The organism is Streptomyces sp. NPDC002602, from assembly GCF_042889445.1.
Taxonomy (GTDB): Bacteria; Actinomycetota; Actinomycetes; order Streptomycetales; family Streptomycetaceae; genus Streptomyces.
Genome location: NZ_JBIAQX010000004.1, coordinates 240032 through 259322 on the forward strand (window position 1 = coordinate 240032; position 19291 = coordinate 259322).

The window sequence follows — 19291 nt, forward strand, 5'->3', positions numbered from 1 at the left end:
CGGCCCCTCCCCCGTGTCACCCTGCCGGTCATGGAGCGGATCATCGAGGAGATACGCGAGGACCTGGACCGCCGGATCGCCGTGGCGGCGGACCGGCTCGCCGACCGCACGCTGACCGAGGACCCCGCGTACGCCGCCCTGCTGGGGCGGACCGAATTGCGCGAACGGATCCACCATCACCTTCGTCAGGCCGTCGACGGCCTGGTCCGCGGCTCCCGAGGCCTCCCGGTGGACCTCTCCGACGCCCGGGCCATCGGCGCCCTGCGGGCCGAACAGGGACTGCCGCTCGCCTCCTTGCTCCGCGTCCACCGGCGCGGCGGCCGGCTGCTGTGGCAGACCCTCGGCGAGGCGGTGGCCGCGCACGACCGGGCCGCGCTGCCCCGACTGTTGCCGGGCGCGGCCGCGCTGTGGGACGTACTGGAGCAGATGGCGGACGCCGCGTCGGACGCGTACCGCCTGGCCGAGTCCCCCCGCGCCGAGCGCGACCGGGAACTCAGGGCGTCCCTGCTGGACGCGCTGCTCGACGGCACCGGGGATGCCGCCGAGGCCGCGGCCCGGTTGGGGCTGCCCGCGCGGGGCCGGTTCGCGGTGATCGTGCTGGCGCCGCCCGGTCTCCCGGAGGTCGGCCCGGAGCCCGTCGCGCCGCGCGTGCTGTGGCGCAACCGTGCCGACGGGGAGACCGGCCTCGTGGAACTGGGCCACCGCCCACTGGAGTCCGTACGGGAGTTGCTCGCCCCCTCGGGCGTACGGGCCGGGGTCAGCCCCGTCGTGGAGGAGGTCACCGACCTGGCACGCGCCCGCCGGCTGGCGGTCCTCGCGCTGCGCGCCTCCCCCACCTCGGCCGGTCCGCTCGTCGCGCTGCTGGACGAGCGGCTCCCGGCGGCGCTGGTGGCGGGTCAGCCCGAACTCGCGGGCCGACTGCGGAAGGTGGTGCTGGGTCCGGTCCTGGCCCTGGCCCCGGAGGACCGCCGGGTGCTGCTGACCACCCTGGGCACCTGGCTGACCTGCCAGGGTTCGACCACGTACGCCGCCCAGCGGCTGTACTGCCACCGCAACACGGTCTCCAACCGGCTGCGCCGTCTGGAGCAGTTGACCGGCCGCTCGCTCTCCGACCCGGCTCATGTGGTGGAGCTGGCCCTGGCGCACGCGGCGGTGATCCGGCACGCCTCGGCGGAGAAGATCGTATTCCAGCCAAAGCCGCAGGAGCACCCCTCTGCACCCGAAGGACCCAACTGACCTTACCCACCGGGGATTTCCGCCCTGTAATGGAGGGTCGATTTTCAGCCGATCCGACCTCACGGCCTACCCGGCGGCCACCGGCCGTGTACAAGGCTCGGTCATGTTCCGACCCCCACGCACCACCGGGAGAGACCATGGCGCACACCCCCGCCGACCCCGCGTCCCACACCCCCGAAGCCGCCCGGACGGCCGCCGATCTGGCAGCCGCCCAGGAGCGCGAGACACGGCTCCGGGCGGCCCACGAGTTCTACGCGGCGGAACTGGAGCACGACCGGGTGGTCGCGCTCCGCGCCGAACTGGAGCTGCTGCGCGCCGCCGCGCCGCAGGCCTGAGTCAACGCCCGACCTCGGTGGGGCCGACCGGCTCGGCCGGCTTCGCCGACTCCAGCAAGTAGGGGACGTCGATCACCGCGACACCCGGCGTGAACAGCAACCGGGCCTTCAGCCGGAGCGCGTTCTGGTTGTGCAGGGGCTGCTCCCACCAGTGCCCCACCACGTACTCGGGAATGACCACCGAGAGCATGTCCGTCCCCTCCGCGGCCGCCAACTGCTGCACGTACTCCAGGACCGGCCCGACCACATCGCGGTACGGCGAGTGCAGCACCTTGAGCGCGACCCCCGGGTCGTGCCCGGCCCAGGCCTCGCGCAGCCGCCGCGCGTCCTGCGCGTCGGGCGCGACGCTGACCGCGGTGAGACTGTCGGGCCGCAGGGCCTGCGCGTAGCCGAGCGCCTTCAGTGTCGGGGCGTGCACGGAGGAGACCAGCACCACCACGTGGTGGCGGGAGGGCTTGCGCGGCCTGACACCGGGGGCGACGGCCACCTGCTCGGCGACGGTGTCGTAGTGGCGCCGGACCCCCCTCATGCCGACGAACAGCAGCGGCATGGCGATGACGACCAACCAGGCGCCGTGGGTGAACTTGGTGATGAGGACGATGACCAGCACCAGGGCGGTCATGGCCGCGCCGACCGCGTTGATGGCGAGCCGGCGGTGGATGTGCACCCGTTCTCCCCTGGCGGTGTCGGGCGAGTCGAGTTCGCGCCTCCAGTGCCGGACCATGCCTGACTGGGACAGGGTGAAGGAGACGAACACGCCGATGATGTAGAGCTGGATGAGGCGCGTCAGTTCGGCGTCGAAGGCGACGATCAGGGCGATGGCGGCCAGCGCGAGCAGCACGACGCCGTTGGAGTACACGAGCCGGTCGCCGCGGTTGAAGAGCTGGCGCGGCGCGTAACGGTCCTTGGCGAGGATCGAGGCGAGCATCGGGAATCCGTTGAAGGCGGTGTTCGCGGCGAGGATCAGCACCCCGGCGGTGACGGCCTGGAGCAGGTAGAAGAGGAAGTGCCAACTTCCGAAGGTGGCCCGGCCGATCTGCGCGAGCGCGGTCGAGGTGGGCGTCCCGGGGGCGAGGCCCAGTTCCGTCGGGTCGGCCGCGACGTGCACCTGGTACGTCATGGCGAGGAAGGTGATCCCGAGGAACATGGTCACGGACAGGACGCCCATGACCGCCAGCGTGTTCGCGGCATTGCGGCTCTTGGGCTTCCGGAAGGCGGGGACCCCGTTGCTGATGGCCTCGACGCCGGTCAGCGCCGTACAGCCGGAGGCGAAGGCGCGCATCACGAGCAAGACCAGGGCCAGGCCGGTGAACGTCTCGGTCTCGATGATGGGCAGGGAGGCGGACTCGGCGCGGATGGTGGCGCCGGTCGCGATCCGTACAGCGGCGACCGCGAACATCACGTAGATGACGAGCACGAAGCCATAGGTGGGGATGGCGAAGATCCGGCCCGATTCCCGCACGCCGCGCAGGTTCATCAGGGTCAGCAGCACCACGAAGCCGACCGACAGCACCACTTCGTGGTCGCTGAGCGAGGGGATGGCGGAGGTGATGGCGGCGACGCCGGAGACCACCGAGACGGCGACGGTCAGTACGTAGTCGACGAGGAGCGCGCTGGCGGCGGTCAGCGCCGCCGTCGGGCCGAGGTTCTCGGAGCTGACGATGTAGGCGCCCCCGCCGCCGGGATAGGCGTGGCAGGTCTGCCGGTAGGAGGCGACGACCACGATCATCAGGAACACGATGGCGGCTGCCGCGTACCAGGTGAGGTGGAGCAGCGTCACGCCGCCGAGGGCGAGGATCAGCAGGATCTCCTCGGTGGCGTACGCCACCGAGGAGAGCGGGTCGCTGCAGAAGATGGGCAGCGCGAGCCGCTTGGGAAGCAGGGTCTCGCCCAGGCGTGCGGTGTCGAGCGGTTCACCGACCAGCACGCGTTTCGCATTGATACGCCTCATTCAGGCATGATCGGTCAATCCTTGTCCGGTTCGCCCGCTCTGGGGGTTGTGTCGCCTGCCGTGCTCACATCTTCGCGGCCGCGCTGCGAATGGCCTCGCGGATGCGGAAGTAGGTTCCGCAGCGGCAGATGTTGGCGATGGCGTCGATGTCCTCGTCGGTGGGGTCGGCCGTCCGCCGCAGGAGCGCCACCGCGGCCATGATCTGGCCGGGTTGGCAGAAGCCGCACTGGGCGACATCGTGTTCGAGCCAGGCCTCCTGCACCGGGTGCAGGTCGTCCCCCTCCGCCAGACCCTCGATGGTGGTCACCGTCCTGCCGGCGCAGGCGGACACGGGCACCACGCACGGACGGATGTCCGTGCCGTCGAGGTGGCTGGTGCAGGCCTTGCAAACATCCACGCCACAGCCGTACTTGGGGCCGCGTACGCCCAGCATGTCGCGGAGCACCCACAGCAGGGGCAGATCGTCGGGCGCGTCGACGGTGACGCTCCGCCCGTTGACGGTGAAGGTGTGCGAGGGCACGGGCGGCGCTCCTGGGGTGGTGGCGAGAACGAGGGCGGGAGACGGAAACGGGTACGGGGGGCACGGCACTGGGCCGTCTCTTCCGGATCTTGCCTGACCCGCGCCGACCGGCAAGATCCGAAAGAGACGGCCTAGCGGGGGTACGGCGTGAAATCCACGTCGAAGTCGAGCGGGAAACTCCGTGGCTTCCTGCCGGTGGCCCGGGCCCAGGCGTTGGCGATCGCCCCGACGGCGGCGGGCACCCCGAGTTCGCCGGCGCCGCCCGGTTCGGTGCCGGTCGCCGGGAACACGAAGACCCGTACGTCCTTCGGGGTGTCGCGCTGCCTCGCCCAGTGGAACTGGCTGTAACTGCCCTCCAGGGGAAGCCCGTTGTCGAGGTGTAGTCCGGCGCGCAGGGTGGTGGAGAGGGCGTCGGTGAGACCGCCGATCATCTGGGCCTCCAGCCCGCGCGGGTTGACGGGCAGGCCCACGTCCACCGCGATGACGGCTTTGGTGACGCGGACGTGCTCCGGGTCGCGGGTGTCGATCTCGACCAGGCAGGCGGTGCGCGACTTGTACTCCTCGTGGAAGGCGATGCCCTGTGCGCACCCGGCCGGCATCGGTCGCCCCCACTCCCCCTCCCGCGCGGCCTTGTCGAGCACCGCCCGCTGGGCGTCGGTCTTCAGGAAGGCGCGGCGGAAGCCGTACGGGTCCTTCCCCGTTCGCGCGGCCAACTCGTCGACCACGATCTCCTCGGCGCCTCGTGTGTTGGCGGAGTACACCGAGCGCCACGAGCCGGTGGGGACTCCCGTCGGGACCTCGGTGAGCGTCTGGGTGGTGAGCCCGAAGTGGTACGGGGACTTGATCGTGGTGTGGAACAGGGTCTGGGCGAGGGTGGCGTTGCCGAGGCCGAGCGGCAGGTTCGCGGCGGTGGCGGTGATGATCTCGCCGAGGCCGTGCCGGAAGTCCGTCTCGGCGGCTGCCACCCGGTGCTCGAAGGTGAGCACCTCGCCGAGGGCGTGGGTGGCGCGGATCTTGTGGTGGGTGGCCGGTCGCATCCGACCGTGACGGGTGTCGTCCACCCGCGTCCACATCAGGCTCACCGGGCGGCGGCAGGCCTTGGACACCCGGGCGGCCTCCAGGGCGGCGTCGAAGAAGAGGCGCCGCCCGAAGGATCCGCCTGCCTGGACCACGTGCACGGTGACCTTGTCGAGGGGCAGTCCGAGTTCGGCGGCGATGGTCTGGCGGGCCACGATCGGGGACTTGAGCCCGGACCAGATCTCGGCCCGCCCGTCCCGTACGTCGGCCACCGCCGAGTTGGTCTCCATCGGGGCGTGGCCGACGAAGGCGAAGTCGAACTCGGCGTCCACGTACGGGGTGAGCAGCGGCGGTACCAGCAGCGGCGGGGTGGCGGCGCGGAGCTTCGTCCGTACCTGCGCGTCGGAGAGCCGGTCGGCGGGGCCGGGTCCCCATTCGACGCGCAGGGCGGCCTTGGCGTCGAGTGCTTGCCCGAAGGTCTCGGCGACGACGGCGACCCCGGTGGGGATCGTGACCACGTTCAGGACTCCGGGCATGGCCTGGACGTCGGCGAGGTTGGCGACGCCTCGGACGCTGCCGCCGAGGGTGGGTGGTCGGCGCACCACACAGGGTTTGGCGCCGGGCACGTCGAGGTCGAGGGTGTAGCGCAGGGCTCCGGTGACCATTGCGCGGGCGTCGACGCGGCTGGTCGGCCGGCCGACGAGGGTGTGCCGGGCCTGGGGTTTCGGGGTGGCACCGAGGACGACCAGGCCGGGCGCGGCGGCGGCAGCGGCGAGGCCGCCGTAGTCGGCGGTGCGCCCGTCGGGGGCTCGGACGACGCCGTTCGCCGTGGTCAGGGTGGCGGCGGAGAGCTTCCAGCGGGCGGCGGCAGCGGCGACGAGCCGGGCCCGGGCGGTGGCGGCGGTCTGCCGGACGGGCCCGTAGAGGGAGCGGATGGCGTTGGAGGAGCCGGTGAGCTGGTTGAACAGCAGTTCGGGCCGGGCGTCGTCCAGTTCCACCCGGACGTGGGCCGGTGGGGCGTCCAGTTCCTCGGCGACGAGCATGGCCACGGCGGTGGTGAGGCCTTGACCGACCTCTTCCCGGGGCAGTCGGAAGCGGATGGTGCCGTCCGCCTCGACGGCGAGGGCCAGCAGGGCGGACGTGGGTGCCCCGGCCAGGATGAACAGGTCGCCGAGGTCCACCAGGTCGGCGATGGCGGGCAGGCTCGGGATCACCGCGTGGGCGGGCTGCGGGGCGAGGGAGTCGACGCCGGCGCGAGTGACGAGGGCGAGAGTCGGCGCGGCGACGAGGTGGGTGAGGAACGAGCGCCGACTCCGTCCCGTGTCGCCGCGTTGCCCGGTGTCGCGGCGTTGCCCCGTGTCGCCGCGTTGCCCGGTGTCGCCGCGTTGCCCGGTGTCACGGCGTTGCCCGGTTTCGCCGCCCATACCACTCATGTCCCCGTGGCCCCTGTCCCGCGCGGCCCGCGCAACGGACCTCCCCCGACTCATTGCCGACACGTAGCGTAGCGATCACCGGGTGCGAGGGGAACCCGCTCCGGGGGCGGGCGGGCGCGCCGCACGCCGGCGGCGAGAGGTCCTTCGTTCGGGGGTACCTCGCGCGTCACGGCGAACGGGGGCCCTCGGGGACACAACGGCCTTGTTCGCTCGCACACTTCGGCCGCACGCTCGACCGGACTCTCCCCGGGGGCCGATTTCCGGCCGGGTCCCGCCACTCGGGCACGGCCCCTCCGACGCGGGTCCGCCCCAGGGACGCCGGAAGGGTTGACCGGATTCGTTCGCACAGCCTCGGCGCGTCCGGGAGGCCGCGAGCATATGCCCCGGGCAAGGCTCTAACAGATGTTGCCAAACCGCTTACGACCCCCCGCCGGCTGTGCCACAGTCGATGCCGGTCCTTCTTTCAGACCTGGCCGTGCCGCGCCTGTATCGGAGTCCTCATGCCGTCCCATCTCTACGCGGACCGTCCCGCGCAGCCTCCCGAGCCGGGACCGGTGGACGCCCTGATCTCACAGACCCGGCGACTGCGGGGCGAGGTGAACGCGGTGCGCCGCGACGCGGTCGCGGACGACGACGACGCGCGGGGCCGCTGGCAACGGGCGCTGTGCGACCTCGCCGTGCACCACCTCGACGACCTCGGCCGGCACCTCGGCCAACTCAAGGAAGGGTTGCCGCCCGCACCCGAGGAGCTCGTCGAGCTCCCGCGAGGGGCGCCCGACACCCTGCCCGAGGAACCGCCGACCCGGGTCGGGAGCGCCGAGTGGAACCTGCTCACCGACGCGGTGACCTGGTCCGAGGAACTCTTCCAGATCTTCGGCCGGTCCCCCGAGGCGGGACCGTTGCCCCTCGACGAACTGGGGTCGACCCTGTTCTCCGAGGACCAGCCGGCCCTGACCGCGATGGTCACCGACTGCCTGGTGGACGGCAAACCGATCGACGGCGAGTTCCGCATCGTCCGGGCCGACGGCCGTGTCCGGACGTTGCACATGAGGGGCGAGCCGGTACTCGACTCCGACGGCTGCACGGCCTCCATGTGGGCCGTGCTGCGGGACGTGAGTGAACTGCGCCGAAGCCAGCGCGCGGTGCGCGAGTCGCACGACTCGCTGCAACGCCGCCGGGACATCGCGCAGACCGAGCACCGGCTGGCGGTCGAGCTGCAGGAAGCCGTGCTCCCCCCGTGGCGCGGCTCCCTGCGGTTCCCGCACGACAGCACCGGCGCGCTGGACGTCGCCGCGCGCCACCTGCCCTCCACGACCGGCGCGCCGATCGGCGGGGATTGGTATGACGCACTCGAACTACCCGACGGCCGTTCGCTGTTGACGGTCGGCGGCCTCACGGGACACGGGGTGGCCGCCACCTCCGGGATGGCGATGCTCCTCGGCGCTCTGCGCGGGATGGCGATGGCCGGGATCGAGCCGGGCCCCCTGATGGGCTGGCTCAACCAGCTCCTGGACACCTCCGCGCAACCGGCGCTCGGCTCGGCCGTCTGCTGCCGCTACGATCCCGCCCGCCGACTGCTGTCCTGGGCCCAGGCCGGACACCCCGCCCCCCTGCTGTTCCGTCGCGGCCGCGGGCGCTCCCTGCGACCGCCGGAGGGCGTGCTGCTGGGGGCGCCCCCCGGCGCCGTGTACGGGCAGGCCGAGGAACGACTGGAGGCCGGCGACGTACTCGTCCTGCGCACGGACGGGCTGACCCCGAGCGGCTTCGGGCTCGCCGAAGCGGACGGTACCGAGCGGCTGTTGGCGCTCGCGCCGGAGCTCGCCACGGCCCGGTCGGCGCAGGAGTGCCTGCGGGTGGTCACCGAGGAGTTCGGCGAGCACGAGCGCGACGGCGACGCCGGCGTGCTGGTCGCCCGGGTCGGAGCGTAGGGGCGTCCGGACAGGGCCTCCTTCGTTTCCTTCAGGGCCGCGCCCCGGGCGCGGCCCTTCCCGTGTGCCCGCGGCAGTGGGTGCGGCCTCGTACGCCGGCCCCGACGCCTGCGGCGCGGACCTCACACCGGCCTTGGTGCCACGGGGCTGTTCGGCAGGGCCGACTCGATCTCCTGGCGCAGGTCCTCGATGCGCGCGTACCCGGCGTACTGGCCGGTGAGGCGGTACATCTCGCGCAGTCGGTCCCATGTCCGGTGCGAGGAGGTCTCGTTCATCGAGACCAGGGCCAGGCGGGCGTAGCGGTCGGCCTGTTCCGGGTCGTCGGCGATGAAGCAGGCCGAGGCCATGGAGATGTAGTCGAAGATCTGAGACCGCTGGTGCCCCTGCGCACGCAGCCGCAGCGCCTCGTGGGCGTGCCGCTGGGCGATCGGCGCGGCCGAGGGGTCGTGGTCGGCGAGGGTGCGGAAGGCCAGGGCCTGCATGCCGTGCAGATCGGCCTCGTCGAAGTGCTGCATCCAGGACGGAGGCGGCACGTCGCCCTTGTCGGAGACGAACAGGTCCTCGGCCTCGCCCAGGGTGCGCCGCATGGCCTGCCCCTTGCCCATGGCGGCCTGGGCCCAGGCCTCGATGGTGTGGAGCATGGCGCGCGTGCGCGGCAGGGTCTGCTCCCCGGAGCCGGACTGCGCCAGCTTCATCAGGTCGAGGGCCTCGTTCGGCCGACCGAGGTGGACCATCTGTCGGGCGGCCCGGGACAGGGCCTCGCCGGCGCGCGGCCGGTCGCCGCCCTCGCGCGCCGCGTGGGCGGCGATCACGAAGTACTTCTGCGCGGTGGGTTCGAGACCGACGTCGTGCGACATCCAGCCCGCCAGGACCGCCAGGTTGGCCGCCACCCCCCACAGTCTGCGCTGGAGGTGGTCGGGGTGGCGGTAGGCGAGCATGCCGCCCACCTCGTTGAGCTGGCCCACGACGGCCTTGCGCTGGAGTCCGCCACCCCTGGAGGCGTCCCAGGCGCGGAACACCTCGACGGAACGCTCCAGTGCCTCGATCTCCTGGGAACCGATGGGGGCGGCCTCGTAGCGGTCGTAGCCCGCCTGGTCGGCCTGGTAGGCGTTGTCTCCGAAACGCTGCGCGTCCTTGGCGGCGGGATCGGTGTGCAGCCATTCGTACATGGCGTTGCTGAGGGCTGTTCCTGCGGTGAGCGCGACTCCCGCGCCCATCAGGCCGCGACGGTTGAGCATGAGGTCCATTCCCGTGAATTCGGTGAGGACCGCGGCTGTGCGTTCGGGCGCCCAGGGCACTCCGTCGGGGTTCTCCTGCGCCCCGTCGGGCTGCCGTTTGGAGGTGCGCCGCTGCCGTACGAACCCGAGGTCCTCAATGGTCACGACACGACCGAGCCGCTCGGTGAACAGTGCTGCCAGTACCGTGGGCACCGGTTCGCGCGGGGTCTCCCCCATGTCGATCCAGCGCCGCACCCGCGAGGTGTCGGTGGCCAGTTGGTGGTGACCCATGGCCGCCGCCTGCCGATTGACCATCCTCGCCAGTTCGCCCTTCGACCAGCCGGCCAGGCCGAACAGGTCGTTCAGACGGGTGTTTGGACCTTTGCTCACGTCAAGCCCCCAGGTTCTCGGCTGAGTTGACAGTAGCCCCCCGTCAGATGCCCAGCGACTATTCGCCAGGCTTCGCCAGGGCACGCAAGATGGTCCGCCACCCACGCTCGGGTGTCAGGTAGGAATGCGCCTCCCCGACCCGGTCACCGACGGAACTCCCCAGGGTGAAGCACGGGATCCGGCGGGGCGGCGTACGCAACTCGTCGGCGCACGAAGGGAACTGTAAACGCCATGTACGCAGCAACGACCTCCGTGTCCGCACCGGTCCGGCCGCACCGTACGCTCCCGGCCGGTGGCGGCCCCTACCTCGAACCCGGCCGCCCGGCCAACCTGCCCCAGGGCGCCCTTCGGACCCGGCGGATGCCGGGCACCGGGACCCAGCCGCCGAGCGGGAGAATCGACCTCTCGGGGCCGCAGGGGGCGCAGTTGCGCACCGCGCTCGCCTCGGTGCAACGGATCTGTCCGGAGTTCGCACCCGTGCAGGTGCTGCGTCGCAGCGGTCGCTCGGTCCTCCTCGTGGGCACCACCGGGCGGATGACGGCCGTCGCGAAGGTGTTACTGGACCATTCGCCCGAATGGCGCGAGCGGTACCGGCACGAAATAGCTGCGTACCGGACGTTCGTCCGCAACCGTCCGCCGGTCCGGGTGCCCCGCCTGATCGCCGCCGACCCGGAGAACTGCGTACTCGTCGTGGAGCGGATGGCGGGCCGGGTCGCCGCGCTCCAGCGGCACCCGGTGGAGGCCCCGCCGCGGGCCGACGTCCGGGCGGCCCTCGGGGCGGTGTGCCGGGTGAACCAGTGGCGTCCGGCGCCCGAACTGTTCGGACACCCGATGGACTACGCCCGGCGGATCACCCGTGATCACGAGCTGGGGTTGCTGACCGACCGGGACTTCGGGGACCTGCAGAAGCTGCTGCACGGCCTGAAGCTCGCCGGCACCCCGTGGCAGTTCAACCACGGTGACGCCCTGCTGTCCAACCTGCTGCTGTCCCCCGCCGGTCCGGTGCTCCTCGACTGGGAACACGCGGGCTGGTACCTGCCGGGCTACGACCTGGCGACCCTGTGGAGCGTGCTGGGCGACGCCCCGGCCGCCCGCGGTCAGATCAGCCGGCTGGCGCAGCAGCAGGGTCCCGCGGCGCGGGACGCCTTCCTGGTCAACCTGATGCTGGTGTTGACGCGGGAGATCCGGATGTCCGAGACGGCGGTGCAGCGCTCGATGTCGGCGCCCGCCCCCGCCCAGTCGACGCCGGCGGGCTCCCTGTCCTCGGGCGAGGAGCAGCGCCTGCTGCTGCGACGGTTGCACGACGACTGCGGGATGGCCCGCAGGGCGGTGCGCGCGGCGGTCGGCACGCGCTGACGCGGACGGTCGCGCAGGGAGGTCCCACGGCGGTCACCGCCGTGGGACCTCCGCGCGTCCGGGGTCGGTGGCGGATCGCCCCGGGGAAGGTGGCGGGTCCTGCGGGAAGCGGCGGCGGGTCGTGCGGGAAGCGGCGGCGGATCGTGCGGGAAGCGGCGGCGCCGGATGCCTTGACTTCACATGATCCCCCGAAGACCTTTTCTGACTCGGCATCAGACATGCCGGACACGCCCGCTTCCCCGACCCGCTGGAGCCTGCCATGTCCGCGAGCCCCGATCCCGCACGCCCCGCCCTGCCCTCCCGCCGGACCGTCCTCGCCGGGACCGGAGCCGGCGTACTCGCCGCCACCGTGCTGCCGGGGGCCGTCGCCCGGGCCGCCGACGGCGATCCGCTCGGCGAGTACGACGTCGTCGTGGTCGGCTCCGGCGCTTCCGGAATGACCGCCGCGCTCACCGCCGCCGGGCGGGGTCTGAGCGTACTGGTGGTCGAGAAGGCCCCCACCTTCGGCGGGTCGGCCGCCCGGTCGGGCGCGGGCATCTGGTTGCCGAACAACTCGGTGATCCTGGGCGCCGGTGTGCCCGACACTCCGGCGAAGGCCGCCACGTACCTCTCGGCGGTGGTGGGGCCCGAGGTGCCGGCGGACCGACAGCGGGCCTTCCTCGCCAACGGCCCCCGGATGCTGGACTTCGTCATGGCGAACAGCCCGTTGAGGTTCCGTTTCATGGACGGCTACAGCGACTACTACCCGAACCTGCCCGGCGGGCTGCCCAACGGCCGCTCCATCGAGCCCGACCAGATCGACGGCAACGTCCTCGGCGCCGAACTGGCCCGCCTGAACCCGGCGTACATGCCGGTGCCGGCCGGGATGGTCGTCTTCAGCCAGGACTACAAGTGGCTCAACCTCGCGGCCGTCAGCGCCAAGGGCCTGGCGGTGTCCGCGGAGTGCCTGGCGCGCGGCACGAAGGCCGCGCTGCGCGGGGAGAAGCCGCTGACCATGGGCCAGGCCCTCGCGGCCGGGCTGCGGGCCGGCCTCCAACGGGCGGGGGTCCCGGTGTGGTTGAACAGCCCCCTGGTGGACCTGGTCCAGGAGGGCGGGGCCGTCACCGGCGTGGTGGTGGAGAAGGAGGGCGTACGGGGTACCGTGCGGGCGCGCAAGGGCGTGATCATCGGCTCGGGCGGCTTCGAGCACAACGCGCAGATGCGGGCCCAGTACCAGCAACAGCCCATCGGCACCCAGTGGTCGGTCGGTGCGAAGGAGAACACCGGCGACGGGATCCGCGCGGGGCAGCGCGCCGGCGCGGCGCTGGGGTTGATGGAGGACGCCTGGTGGGGGCCGTCGATCCCGTTGCCCGGTGAGCCGTACTTCTGTCTGGCCGAACGGACCCTGCCGGGCGGGCTGATCGTCAACGGGAACGGCTCGCGGTTCGTCAACGAGGCGGCGCCCTACAGCGACGTGGTGCACGTGATGTACGAGAAGGATCGGGGAGCGGTCGGCTCGCACATACCGGCCTGGCTGATCGTGGATCAGAACTACCGCAACAAGTACCTGTTCAAGGACATCCTGCCGACCTTCGTCTTCCCCGACTCCTGGTACCAGTCGGGCGCGGCGAAGAAGGCGTGGACCTGGGACGCGCTGGCCCACCAGATCGGGGTGCCCGCCGGTGCGCTGCGCTCGACCCTCAACCGCTTCAACGCGCAGGCGTGGAGCGGGAACGACGCCGACTTCCATCGGGGTGACACGGCGTACGACCACTACTACACGGACCCGAACGTCCAGCCGAACTCGTGCCTGGCGCCGATCTGGGCGCCGCCCTTCCACGCCTTCAAGATCGTGCCGGGCGACCTGGGGACGAAGGGCGGCATCGTCACCGACGCCCGGGCGCGGGCCCTGCGGGCCGACGGTTCGGTGATCCGGGGCCTGTGGGCGGCGGGCAACGCGAGCGCGGCGGTGATGGGGCACAGCTACGCGGGGGCCGGATCGACGATCGGCCCCGCGATGACGTTCGGGTACGTGGCGGCGAACGACATCGCGGACGCCTGAGGCAGGGCACGGGGCCGCCTGCCCGCTGCCGGCCGGGCCGGGGCGCCGCGGCGGGCGGCCGGAGGTCAGCCCTGCTGGAAGAGCTCGGCCGGGAGCGGCTTCAGGAGGGCGTAGAGGTCGTCGGTGATCGGGCGGTCCCAGCTGGCGATGGTGACCAGCACGTTGTCACTGCGGTCGAACTGCACGCAGGAGATGCGGGACTCCGACAGCTTGACCTTGCGCACGATGAGGAGGTTGTCGCCCTGCATGACGGGGCAGTCCTCGACTCCGGTGACCTCGACGTCCTCGTCGTTCTCCAGGGCGTCGAGGAGCTGGGCCACCTCGAAGGGGACCTGCTTGTCGGCGAGGTCCCGGGCGGGCGAGCCCTCGGGAAGATTGCCGATGATCATCGCGGGGCCGCGACCGCCGAACAGGTCGTAGCGCAGGAAGACGCCCTGGCAGCTGCCGTCGGGGGCGGGGAGCAGCCCGGCCCCGAGGTTGCCCGGCCAGTCCCCCGGGTCCATGGCCAGGACGTCGAAGTCCGGGCCGGCGGGTGTGGCGGCGCGGTGGCGGCGGAGGAAGGACATGCCGCCATGGTACGTGGCCGGGACCCTTTTCCGGCCCCGGGCCCCCTCATCCGACCCGGCCCCGCGCCCGCCGCGCGGAGCGTCCCGAGCCGTCGCCCCGTCCGACGGCCTCCCCCGTTCCTTCCGCTTCACCCGTGCGGGACCGGTCGCTCCCTTGATCGACGTCACCGGCGCGCGGTGTCCGTCGTGCGCCCTCCGGTCGCGTGCGACCCGACTTCGGGCGTTGACCGGTATGGATCTTGCGATTTCAACGACTTACCCTTGTCGGCGACGTGCACATCGACGATCGGCCGCTGGTCCGAGGAAGGGCAGGCAGATGGCCGAGTCCGTTCCGTCTCCCGCCGTGACACCCGCTCAGACGCCCGCGCGCACCGGAGGCCGGCCGCCGGGGCGGCGTCACGGACCGGTATCCATCCGTCGTGTGGGGGAGGCCCTCGCCCCGGCCCGGGGGACACTGCTTCTCGGAACCGTCGGCGCGTCGTCGTCCGCGGTGTTCGAGGAGTCCACAGGGGAGGGGGGAGCATGAGCGTGGCCCGGTCCATGCGCAAGCTGTGCAACGCGCTGACCACGTCGCTCGACGTGGGGTCGACCGCTGAACCGCACGCCCTCTTCCGTGCGCTGTGCGACGCGATGAGCGCGTTGCGCGGCGGGCGACCGATCCTGCTGCGTTTCGAACGGTTCCCGTCGGAGCTCACCACGTCGGGGCTGTGGCTGAACATGGAGGACTACGACATCGTCGTGGTGGAGAAGCACACGACGCCGGACCACCAGCTCGTCATCCTGGGGCACGAGCTGTGGCACATGCGGGCCGGACACGGGAGCGTGCCCGGTCTCGGTCCCGCCGCGGCCGCCAGGTCGCTGCCGGGCAGCCCCGACCTGACGTACGCCACCGTCGCGGCGCGTTCCCACTACGAGGACGCGGACGAGATGGAGGCCGAGACGTTCGGGCTGCTGCTCGGGGACCGCTGCCGGGGGTGGCTGGCCCCCTCGGCCTCGGACACCGCCCCCGGCGCCGCCTGGCGCGACGATGTCGCCGGTCGCATCGGCAACACCCTCGGTGGCCGCGGACCGATCGGGTTCCGGTGACGTCCGACGCCTTCTACATCCCGTACCTGATCCCGGCGGCGATCCTCACCCTCGCCTTCGCGATCCGGCTGCCGGTCATGATCCGCTTCTGGCGGATCGATCCCAACGTGCGCAACGTCGGCGGCCTGCTCGTGCTGGGTTCCGGGGTGTTCTACTTCGGCCGGCCGGAAACCCTGGCGACGATGAACCGTGTCTCGGGGATCAGCAACTTCGCGGCCCCGGTCGTCTACACGGTGCTCACGCTCTTCTGCGCCTCGTGCCTGGTCATGGTGATCCATTGGCGGGGCGGCGATCCGCTGCGGGTCCGGCGGACCACGCGCGTCATCGGCCTCGTCTACTGCGCGGCCGTCGCCGGGCTGTGGGGCACCTTCGCCCTCGCGGACGTGCCGGTCGAGCGGTTGCGGGACCTGGACACGTACTACGCCACCACGCCCTGGATGCGCGAGCACATCCTCCTCTACCTGCTCGCCCACACCGTGGCCTGCGTGATCACGGCCTCGGTGACCTGGACCTGGCTGCGGCAGGTCTCGGGGTGGCTGCGCGCGGGGCTGCTGCTCCTGGTCGTCGGGTTCCTGCTGAACGTCTGCTACGACACCGTGAAGCTGACGGCGGTGATCGCCCGCTGGACGGGCCACGACCTGGACTGGCTCAGCACCTACGTGGCGCCGCCCGTCGCCTCGGTGTGCGCGGTGTTCGTCGCGGCGGGCTTCGTCCTGCCGCACGCCGGCGAGGCGCTCCAGCGGCTCTGGCAGGACTTCCGGCAGTACCGCTCCCTGGGCGCCTTCGCGGACGAACTGGCCGTCATCGACGGCAGCGGCCTGAGACTTCCCCGGCGCTCCTCGCTGAGCCGGCGGCTCGTCCAGCGCCGGACCCGGATCAACGACGGACTGCTCAAGCTCCAGCCCTACCTGGATCCCGAGGTGCGGCGCACGGCCTTCCAGGAGGCCGTCGCCCGGCGCGAGAGCCCGGCGCGGGCCGCCGCGACCGCCGAGGCCGTGGCCGTGGTCGCCGCGATCCACCGTCTCTCGAACGCGGGTGCGGGGCGGTCCGGCGGGTCGCGGGCGCCGGCTGCTCCCGAGGGCGACGCGACCGAGGTCCCGAACCTGGTGGCGGTCTCCCGGGCACTGCGCCGCTCCCCCGCCGTCGCGGCCTTCCGCGCCCGCGAGGTGTCGTACGGAGAGCCGGCGCGGGTCGGTCGGGCCGGCGACTCCGGCCTCGGCTAGGCCGTCCCTTTCGGATCTTGCCGGGCGGCGCGGGTCAGGCAGGATCCGGAAGAGACGGCCCAGTGCCGTGGCCGGAGAGGATTGCCGGGTCGCGGTGTCCGGTGCGGGCCGGCCGGCCGGCCGCTCAGCGGGTGGCGCTGTCGTACGCCTCCAGTGCCTCCGGCAGTCCGGGGCGATCCGTGCCGAGCTTGCGGTACGCGGCGGACAGCTCCCAGGGCGACGGGGCCGGGTGCCCGGCGACCACGGTCCGGGCCGCCTTCAGTTCCTCCTCGGTCGGCGCGGTCTGCCAGGCCGTTTCCCGCGGCACGGGGCCGCCCAGTGCGAGCAGGGTCCGCGTCGCGGTCCGTTCCAGGCCGTCGGCCCCGCATTCCCGGGCCGTGGCCACCGCTCGCGCGAGCGTGTCCGCGTCCCCGGTGTGGGTGCCCAGGGCGGCCAGCGCGCGGGCCAGCTCGTATCCGGCCGGGGACGCGGACAGGACGGACACCGCCTCGGTGAGCGGCCCGGTGCGGTCGGCGGGCTCCGCGACCTCGGCCGCCACCCGCAGGGCCTGGCCGATGCCGGAGGGGGCGCCGAAGGCGCGGGCCCGCCGGACCGCGTCGGCGGCGAGGGTGCGCGCCCTGGTCGGGTCCTCGGCCGCGACCGCCTTGGCGAGGAGGAGCTGCCACGGGCACCAGGACGGGTTCTGGATGCCGCGCGGGGTCAACCGCCGGTCGACGGACTCCAGTTCGGCGACGGCCTCCCGGGTGTCACCGCGGGCCAGCAGGAGTTCGGCGTACACGGTCTGGGAGTCCGGGAAGACGACGGCCGCCGGGAAGGGCTCGGCGTACTCGTGTTCGCACGCCAGCTTCCAGGCCTCGTCGACCCGCCCGCGGGCGAGCAGGGTCGTGACGAGGATGGCGATGGCGTACCAGTGCACGGGCGTGCGCCGCCCGACGCGTTCGGCGAGCCGCAGTCCGGCGCGGGCCAGTTCCTCCGCCTCCACCAGCCGTCCGCGCCGGTACCGGATGTACGCGCGCAGGCTGTACGCGAAGGACAGGTGGGCGCCGCGCCAGCCCTGGCGCTCGAACTCGGCGGTGCCGGCTTCGAACAGCTCCTCCGCGCGCCAGGGCCGGTCGGCGTACATGTGGACCATGGCGGTGAGGACGGGAACCTCGAAGCCCCGGTCCTCGTGGGCCCAGCTGAAGTGGGTGGTCAGGGCCCGGCCGGCGTGGTGCAGGACCACGTCCACCGGTTCGCCGCGCAGGCAGGCGTCCCAGGCGCGCAGGCCGATGACGTACCGCTCGGTGAGGTCGCGGCCGGTGAGCCGGTCGGCGAGCTTGGTCAGTCGGCGGGAGCGGGCCGGCGAGTCGGGTTCGGCGGCGTTGAACGCGTCCCACATGAACTGCTCGGACTGCAGGCGCAGTCGGGCCCGTACATCGTGGGTGTACGGGATCTCCCGGGCGAGGGAGTCGGAGGCCTCGGCGAGCCGGTCGCTGTGCGAGAGCACCTGGGCGAGCCGGATGACGATGCCCTGGCGCAGGGCGGGGTCGTCGAAGGGCTCGGCGAGGGCCGCGCGCAGGTGGTTGACGGTGTTGGCGGGCTCGGTGAGCAGGGAGGCGCAGCCGAGTTCGTAGAGGACGGCGGCGCGTTCGTCGAAGTCCGGGGGTTCGCGCAGGGCGCGGGCGAGTTGGCGGCGCGCGGCCTCGGGGGCGCCGGCGCGGAGGTTCTCGCCGGCGGCCTCGCGCAGGGTGCGCACCACCCAGGGGTCGCCTTCGGGGTGGGTCTCCAGCAGGTGGCGGGCGGCGGCGGACGGGCCGAGGCCGGCGTCCACGACGGCGGCCGCGGCCTTGCCGTGCAGGGCGACCCGCAGGGCGTCCGGGATGGCCCGGTAGATGCCGGTGGCGATCAGCGGGTGGACGAACTCCAGTCCGGTGAAGGGCTCTTCGCCGCCGACGGGATCGGCGGCGCCCGACAGGATGCGGGCGTCCCGCAGTCGTCCGGTGGCGTCGACGGCCTCCTCGGTGCCGAGGCCGGCGACGCGGGCGGCGATGTCCTGGGGGATCGCGGTGCCGAGGACGGCGCAGGCCCAGGCGAAGCGGACGGTGGAGGGACCCAGGCTCTGCAGGCGGGCGACGAGCCCGCTGCCGCGCTGCGCGGCGGCCAGGTCGGCCAGCAGCGGGGCGCTGGCCTCGACGGGGTCGAGGCCCTTGTCCCGGACCCTGGCGGTGAGCTCGACGGCCTCGAAGGGGTTGCCGGTGGTGACGGCCCAGGCCTCGCGGCAGAAGGCGTCGTCCGCGTGGTCGCCGACGGTCTCGCGGATCAGGGTGGAGACGGCGCCGGCGCTGAGCGGGGCGAGGGAGAGCGGGCGTTGTCCGGCCCGGCCGGGCAGTGTACGGAAGGCTTCGGCGTGGGCGGGGAGTTCGTCGGGCCGGTAGGCGACGACGAGCAGCAGGGGAAGGTGTTCGGCGCGCGGGGCGAAGGCGGCGAGCCAGCCGAGGGACTCGGGGTCGGCCCAGTGGGCGTCGTCGAGGACGAGGACGACGGGGGCGCGCTGGACGGTGAGGTGGGTGAGGACCCAGTCGAGGCCGTCGCGCAGTCCCTGGGGGTCGGGCGGGGCGCCCTGTTCGGGGGCGCACAGGCCGAGGGCCGGGCCGACGATGGCGTACCAACTGCCGAGGGACTCGCGCAGTTCGGCTTCGGTGTGGCCGGCCAGCCGGGGCTGTATGAGCTGGCGGGCGACGTGGAAGGGCTGGCTCTGCTCCTGCTCGCCGCCGCGGGCGGCCAGCAGGGTGCAGGAGCGGGCGTGGGCGCGGCGGCGGACCTCGGTGAGCAGGGTGGTCTTGCCGAGGCCCGCCGGGCCGGAGAAGGCGAGCAGGGCACCGGTCGCCCCGCGGCCGTCCGTGCCCGGTGCGGTGAGCTGCTCCAGGGCCTCTTCCACGGTGGCGAGTTCCGCTTCGCGTTCGAACATCGTGCGCCGTGTACGGGTCCGGCGGTCCGTCATGACTGGTACCCC

The 19291-nt window shown here is 72.9% G+C and carries 13 protein-coding genes; 7 read left to right on the forward strand and 6 right to left on the reverse strand.

The genetic code is table 11. The annotated features are described in order from the left end of the window. The first annotated feature begins 30 nt into the window (after positions 1–30). Positions 31–1236, forward strand: a complete 1206-nt coding sequence (locus ACFYW3_RS14220; RefSeq protein WP_389386392.1) for a helix-turn-helix domain-containing protein — start codon at positions 31–33, stop codon at positions 1234–1236. Positions 1237–1373: 137 nt separating this feature from the next. After that, positions 1374–1571 carry a hypothetical protein gene (locus ACFYW3_RS14225; RefSeq protein ID WP_351754662.1) on the forward strand — a complete coding sequence of 66 codons (198 nt, stop codon included), beginning with the start codon at positions 1374–1376 and terminating at the stop codon, positions 1569–1571. A gap of 1 nt (position 1572) precedes the next feature. On the opposite strand, the gene ACFYW3_RS14230 is transcribed toward ACFYW3_RS14225, so the two are convergent. The 3 genes from ACFYW3_RS14230 to ACFYW3_RS14240 all read right to left on the reverse strand — a co-directional run bounded on the left by ACFYW3_RS14230 (position 1573) and on the right by ACFYW3_RS14240 (position 6492). Beyond that, complete coding sequence (locus ACFYW3_RS14230) at positions 1573–3522, reverse strand: APC family permease (protein ID WP_389386393.1); 1950 nt, start codon at positions 3520–3522, stop codon at positions 1573–1575. 64 nt (positions 3523–3586) lie between these two features. Further along, positions 3587–4042 (reverse strand): (2Fe-2S)-binding protein, encoded by a 456-nt coding sequence (locus tag ACFYW3_RS14235; protein WP_351754667.1) that lies wholly within the window; start codon positions 4040–4042, stop codon positions 3587–3589. Positions 4043–4173: 131 nt separating this feature from the next. Further along, positions 4174–6492, reverse strand: a complete 2319-nt coding sequence (locus ACFYW3_RS14240; protein WP_389386394.1) for a molybdopterin cofactor-binding domain-containing protein — start codon at positions 6490–6492, stop codon at positions 4174–4176. Between the two features lie 500 nt (positions 6493–6992). On the opposite strand from ACFYW3_RS14240, the gene ACFYW3_RS14245 reads away from it, so the two are divergent. After that, positions 6993–8420: a PP2C family protein-serine/threonine phosphatase gene (locus tag ACFYW3_RS14245; protein WP_389386395.1), complete on the forward strand. Its 1428-nt coding sequence runs from the start codon at positions 6993–6995 to the stop codon at positions 8418–8420. A 122-nt stretch (positions 8421–8542) separates the two neighbouring features. Here the strand turns inward: ACFYW3_RS14245 and ACFYW3_RS14250 are convergent, their stop codons facing one another. After that, entirely contained in the window at positions 8543–10027 is a 1485-nt protein-coding gene (locus ACFYW3_RS14250) for a hypothetical protein (RefSeq protein WP_389386396.1), read from the reverse strand. A 231-nt stretch (positions 10028–10258) separates the two neighbouring features. Between ACFYW3_RS14250 and ACFYW3_RS14255 the strand changes: the two genes are divergently transcribed. Both ACFYW3_RS14255 and kstD read left to right on the forward strand, forming a co-directional pair. Further along, positions 10259–11383, forward strand: coding sequence for an aminoglycoside phosphotransferase family protein (locus ACFYW3_RS14255; protein ID WP_389386397.1), 1125 nt, complete (start codon positions 10259–10261; stop codon positions 11381–11383). A 259-nt stretch (positions 11384–11642) separates the two neighbouring features. Continuing rightward, positions 11643–13424 (forward strand): 3-oxosteroid 1-dehydrogenase, encoded by a 1782-nt coding sequence (gene kstD / locus ACFYW3_RS14260; protein WP_389386398.1) that lies wholly within the window; start codon positions 11643–11645, stop codon positions 13422–13424. A gap of 65 nt (positions 13425–13489) precedes the next feature. Here the strand turns inward: kstD and ACFYW3_RS14265 are convergent, their stop codons facing one another. Further along, the gene (locus tag ACFYW3_RS14265; RefSeq protein ID WP_053682053.1) at positions 13490–13990 is read right to left on the reverse strand and encodes a hypothetical protein; all 501 of its coding nucleotides are present in this window, start codon (positions 13988–13990) and stop codon (positions 13490–13492) included. 522 nt (positions 13991–14512) lie between these two features. Between ACFYW3_RS14265 and ACFYW3_RS14270 the strand changes: the two genes are divergently transcribed. Next, positions 14513–15076 carry a toxin-antitoxin system, toxin component gene (locus tag ACFYW3_RS14270; RefSeq protein ID WP_351754680.1) on the forward strand — a complete coding sequence of 188 codons (564 nt, stop codon included), beginning with the start codon at positions 14513–14515 and terminating at the stop codon, positions 15074–15076. Further along, the gene (locus tag ACFYW3_RS14275) at positions 15073–16299 is read left to right on the forward strand and encodes a DUF6545 domain-containing protein (RefSeq protein ID WP_389386399.1); all 1227 of its coding nucleotides are present in this window, start codon (positions 15073–15075) and stop codon (positions 16297–16299) included. The genes ACFYW3_RS14270 and ACFYW3_RS14275 overlap by 4 nt, the downstream gene beginning before the upstream one ends. 124 nt (positions 16300–16423) lie before the next feature. Here the strand turns inward: ACFYW3_RS14275 and ACFYW3_RS14280 are convergent, their stop codons facing one another. Beyond that, positions 16424–19246, reverse strand: coding sequence for an ATP-binding protein (locus tag ACFYW3_RS14280; protein WP_389386400.1), 2823 nt, complete (start codon positions 19244–19246; stop codon positions 16424–16426). Positions 19247–19291: the final 45 nt, after the last annotated feature.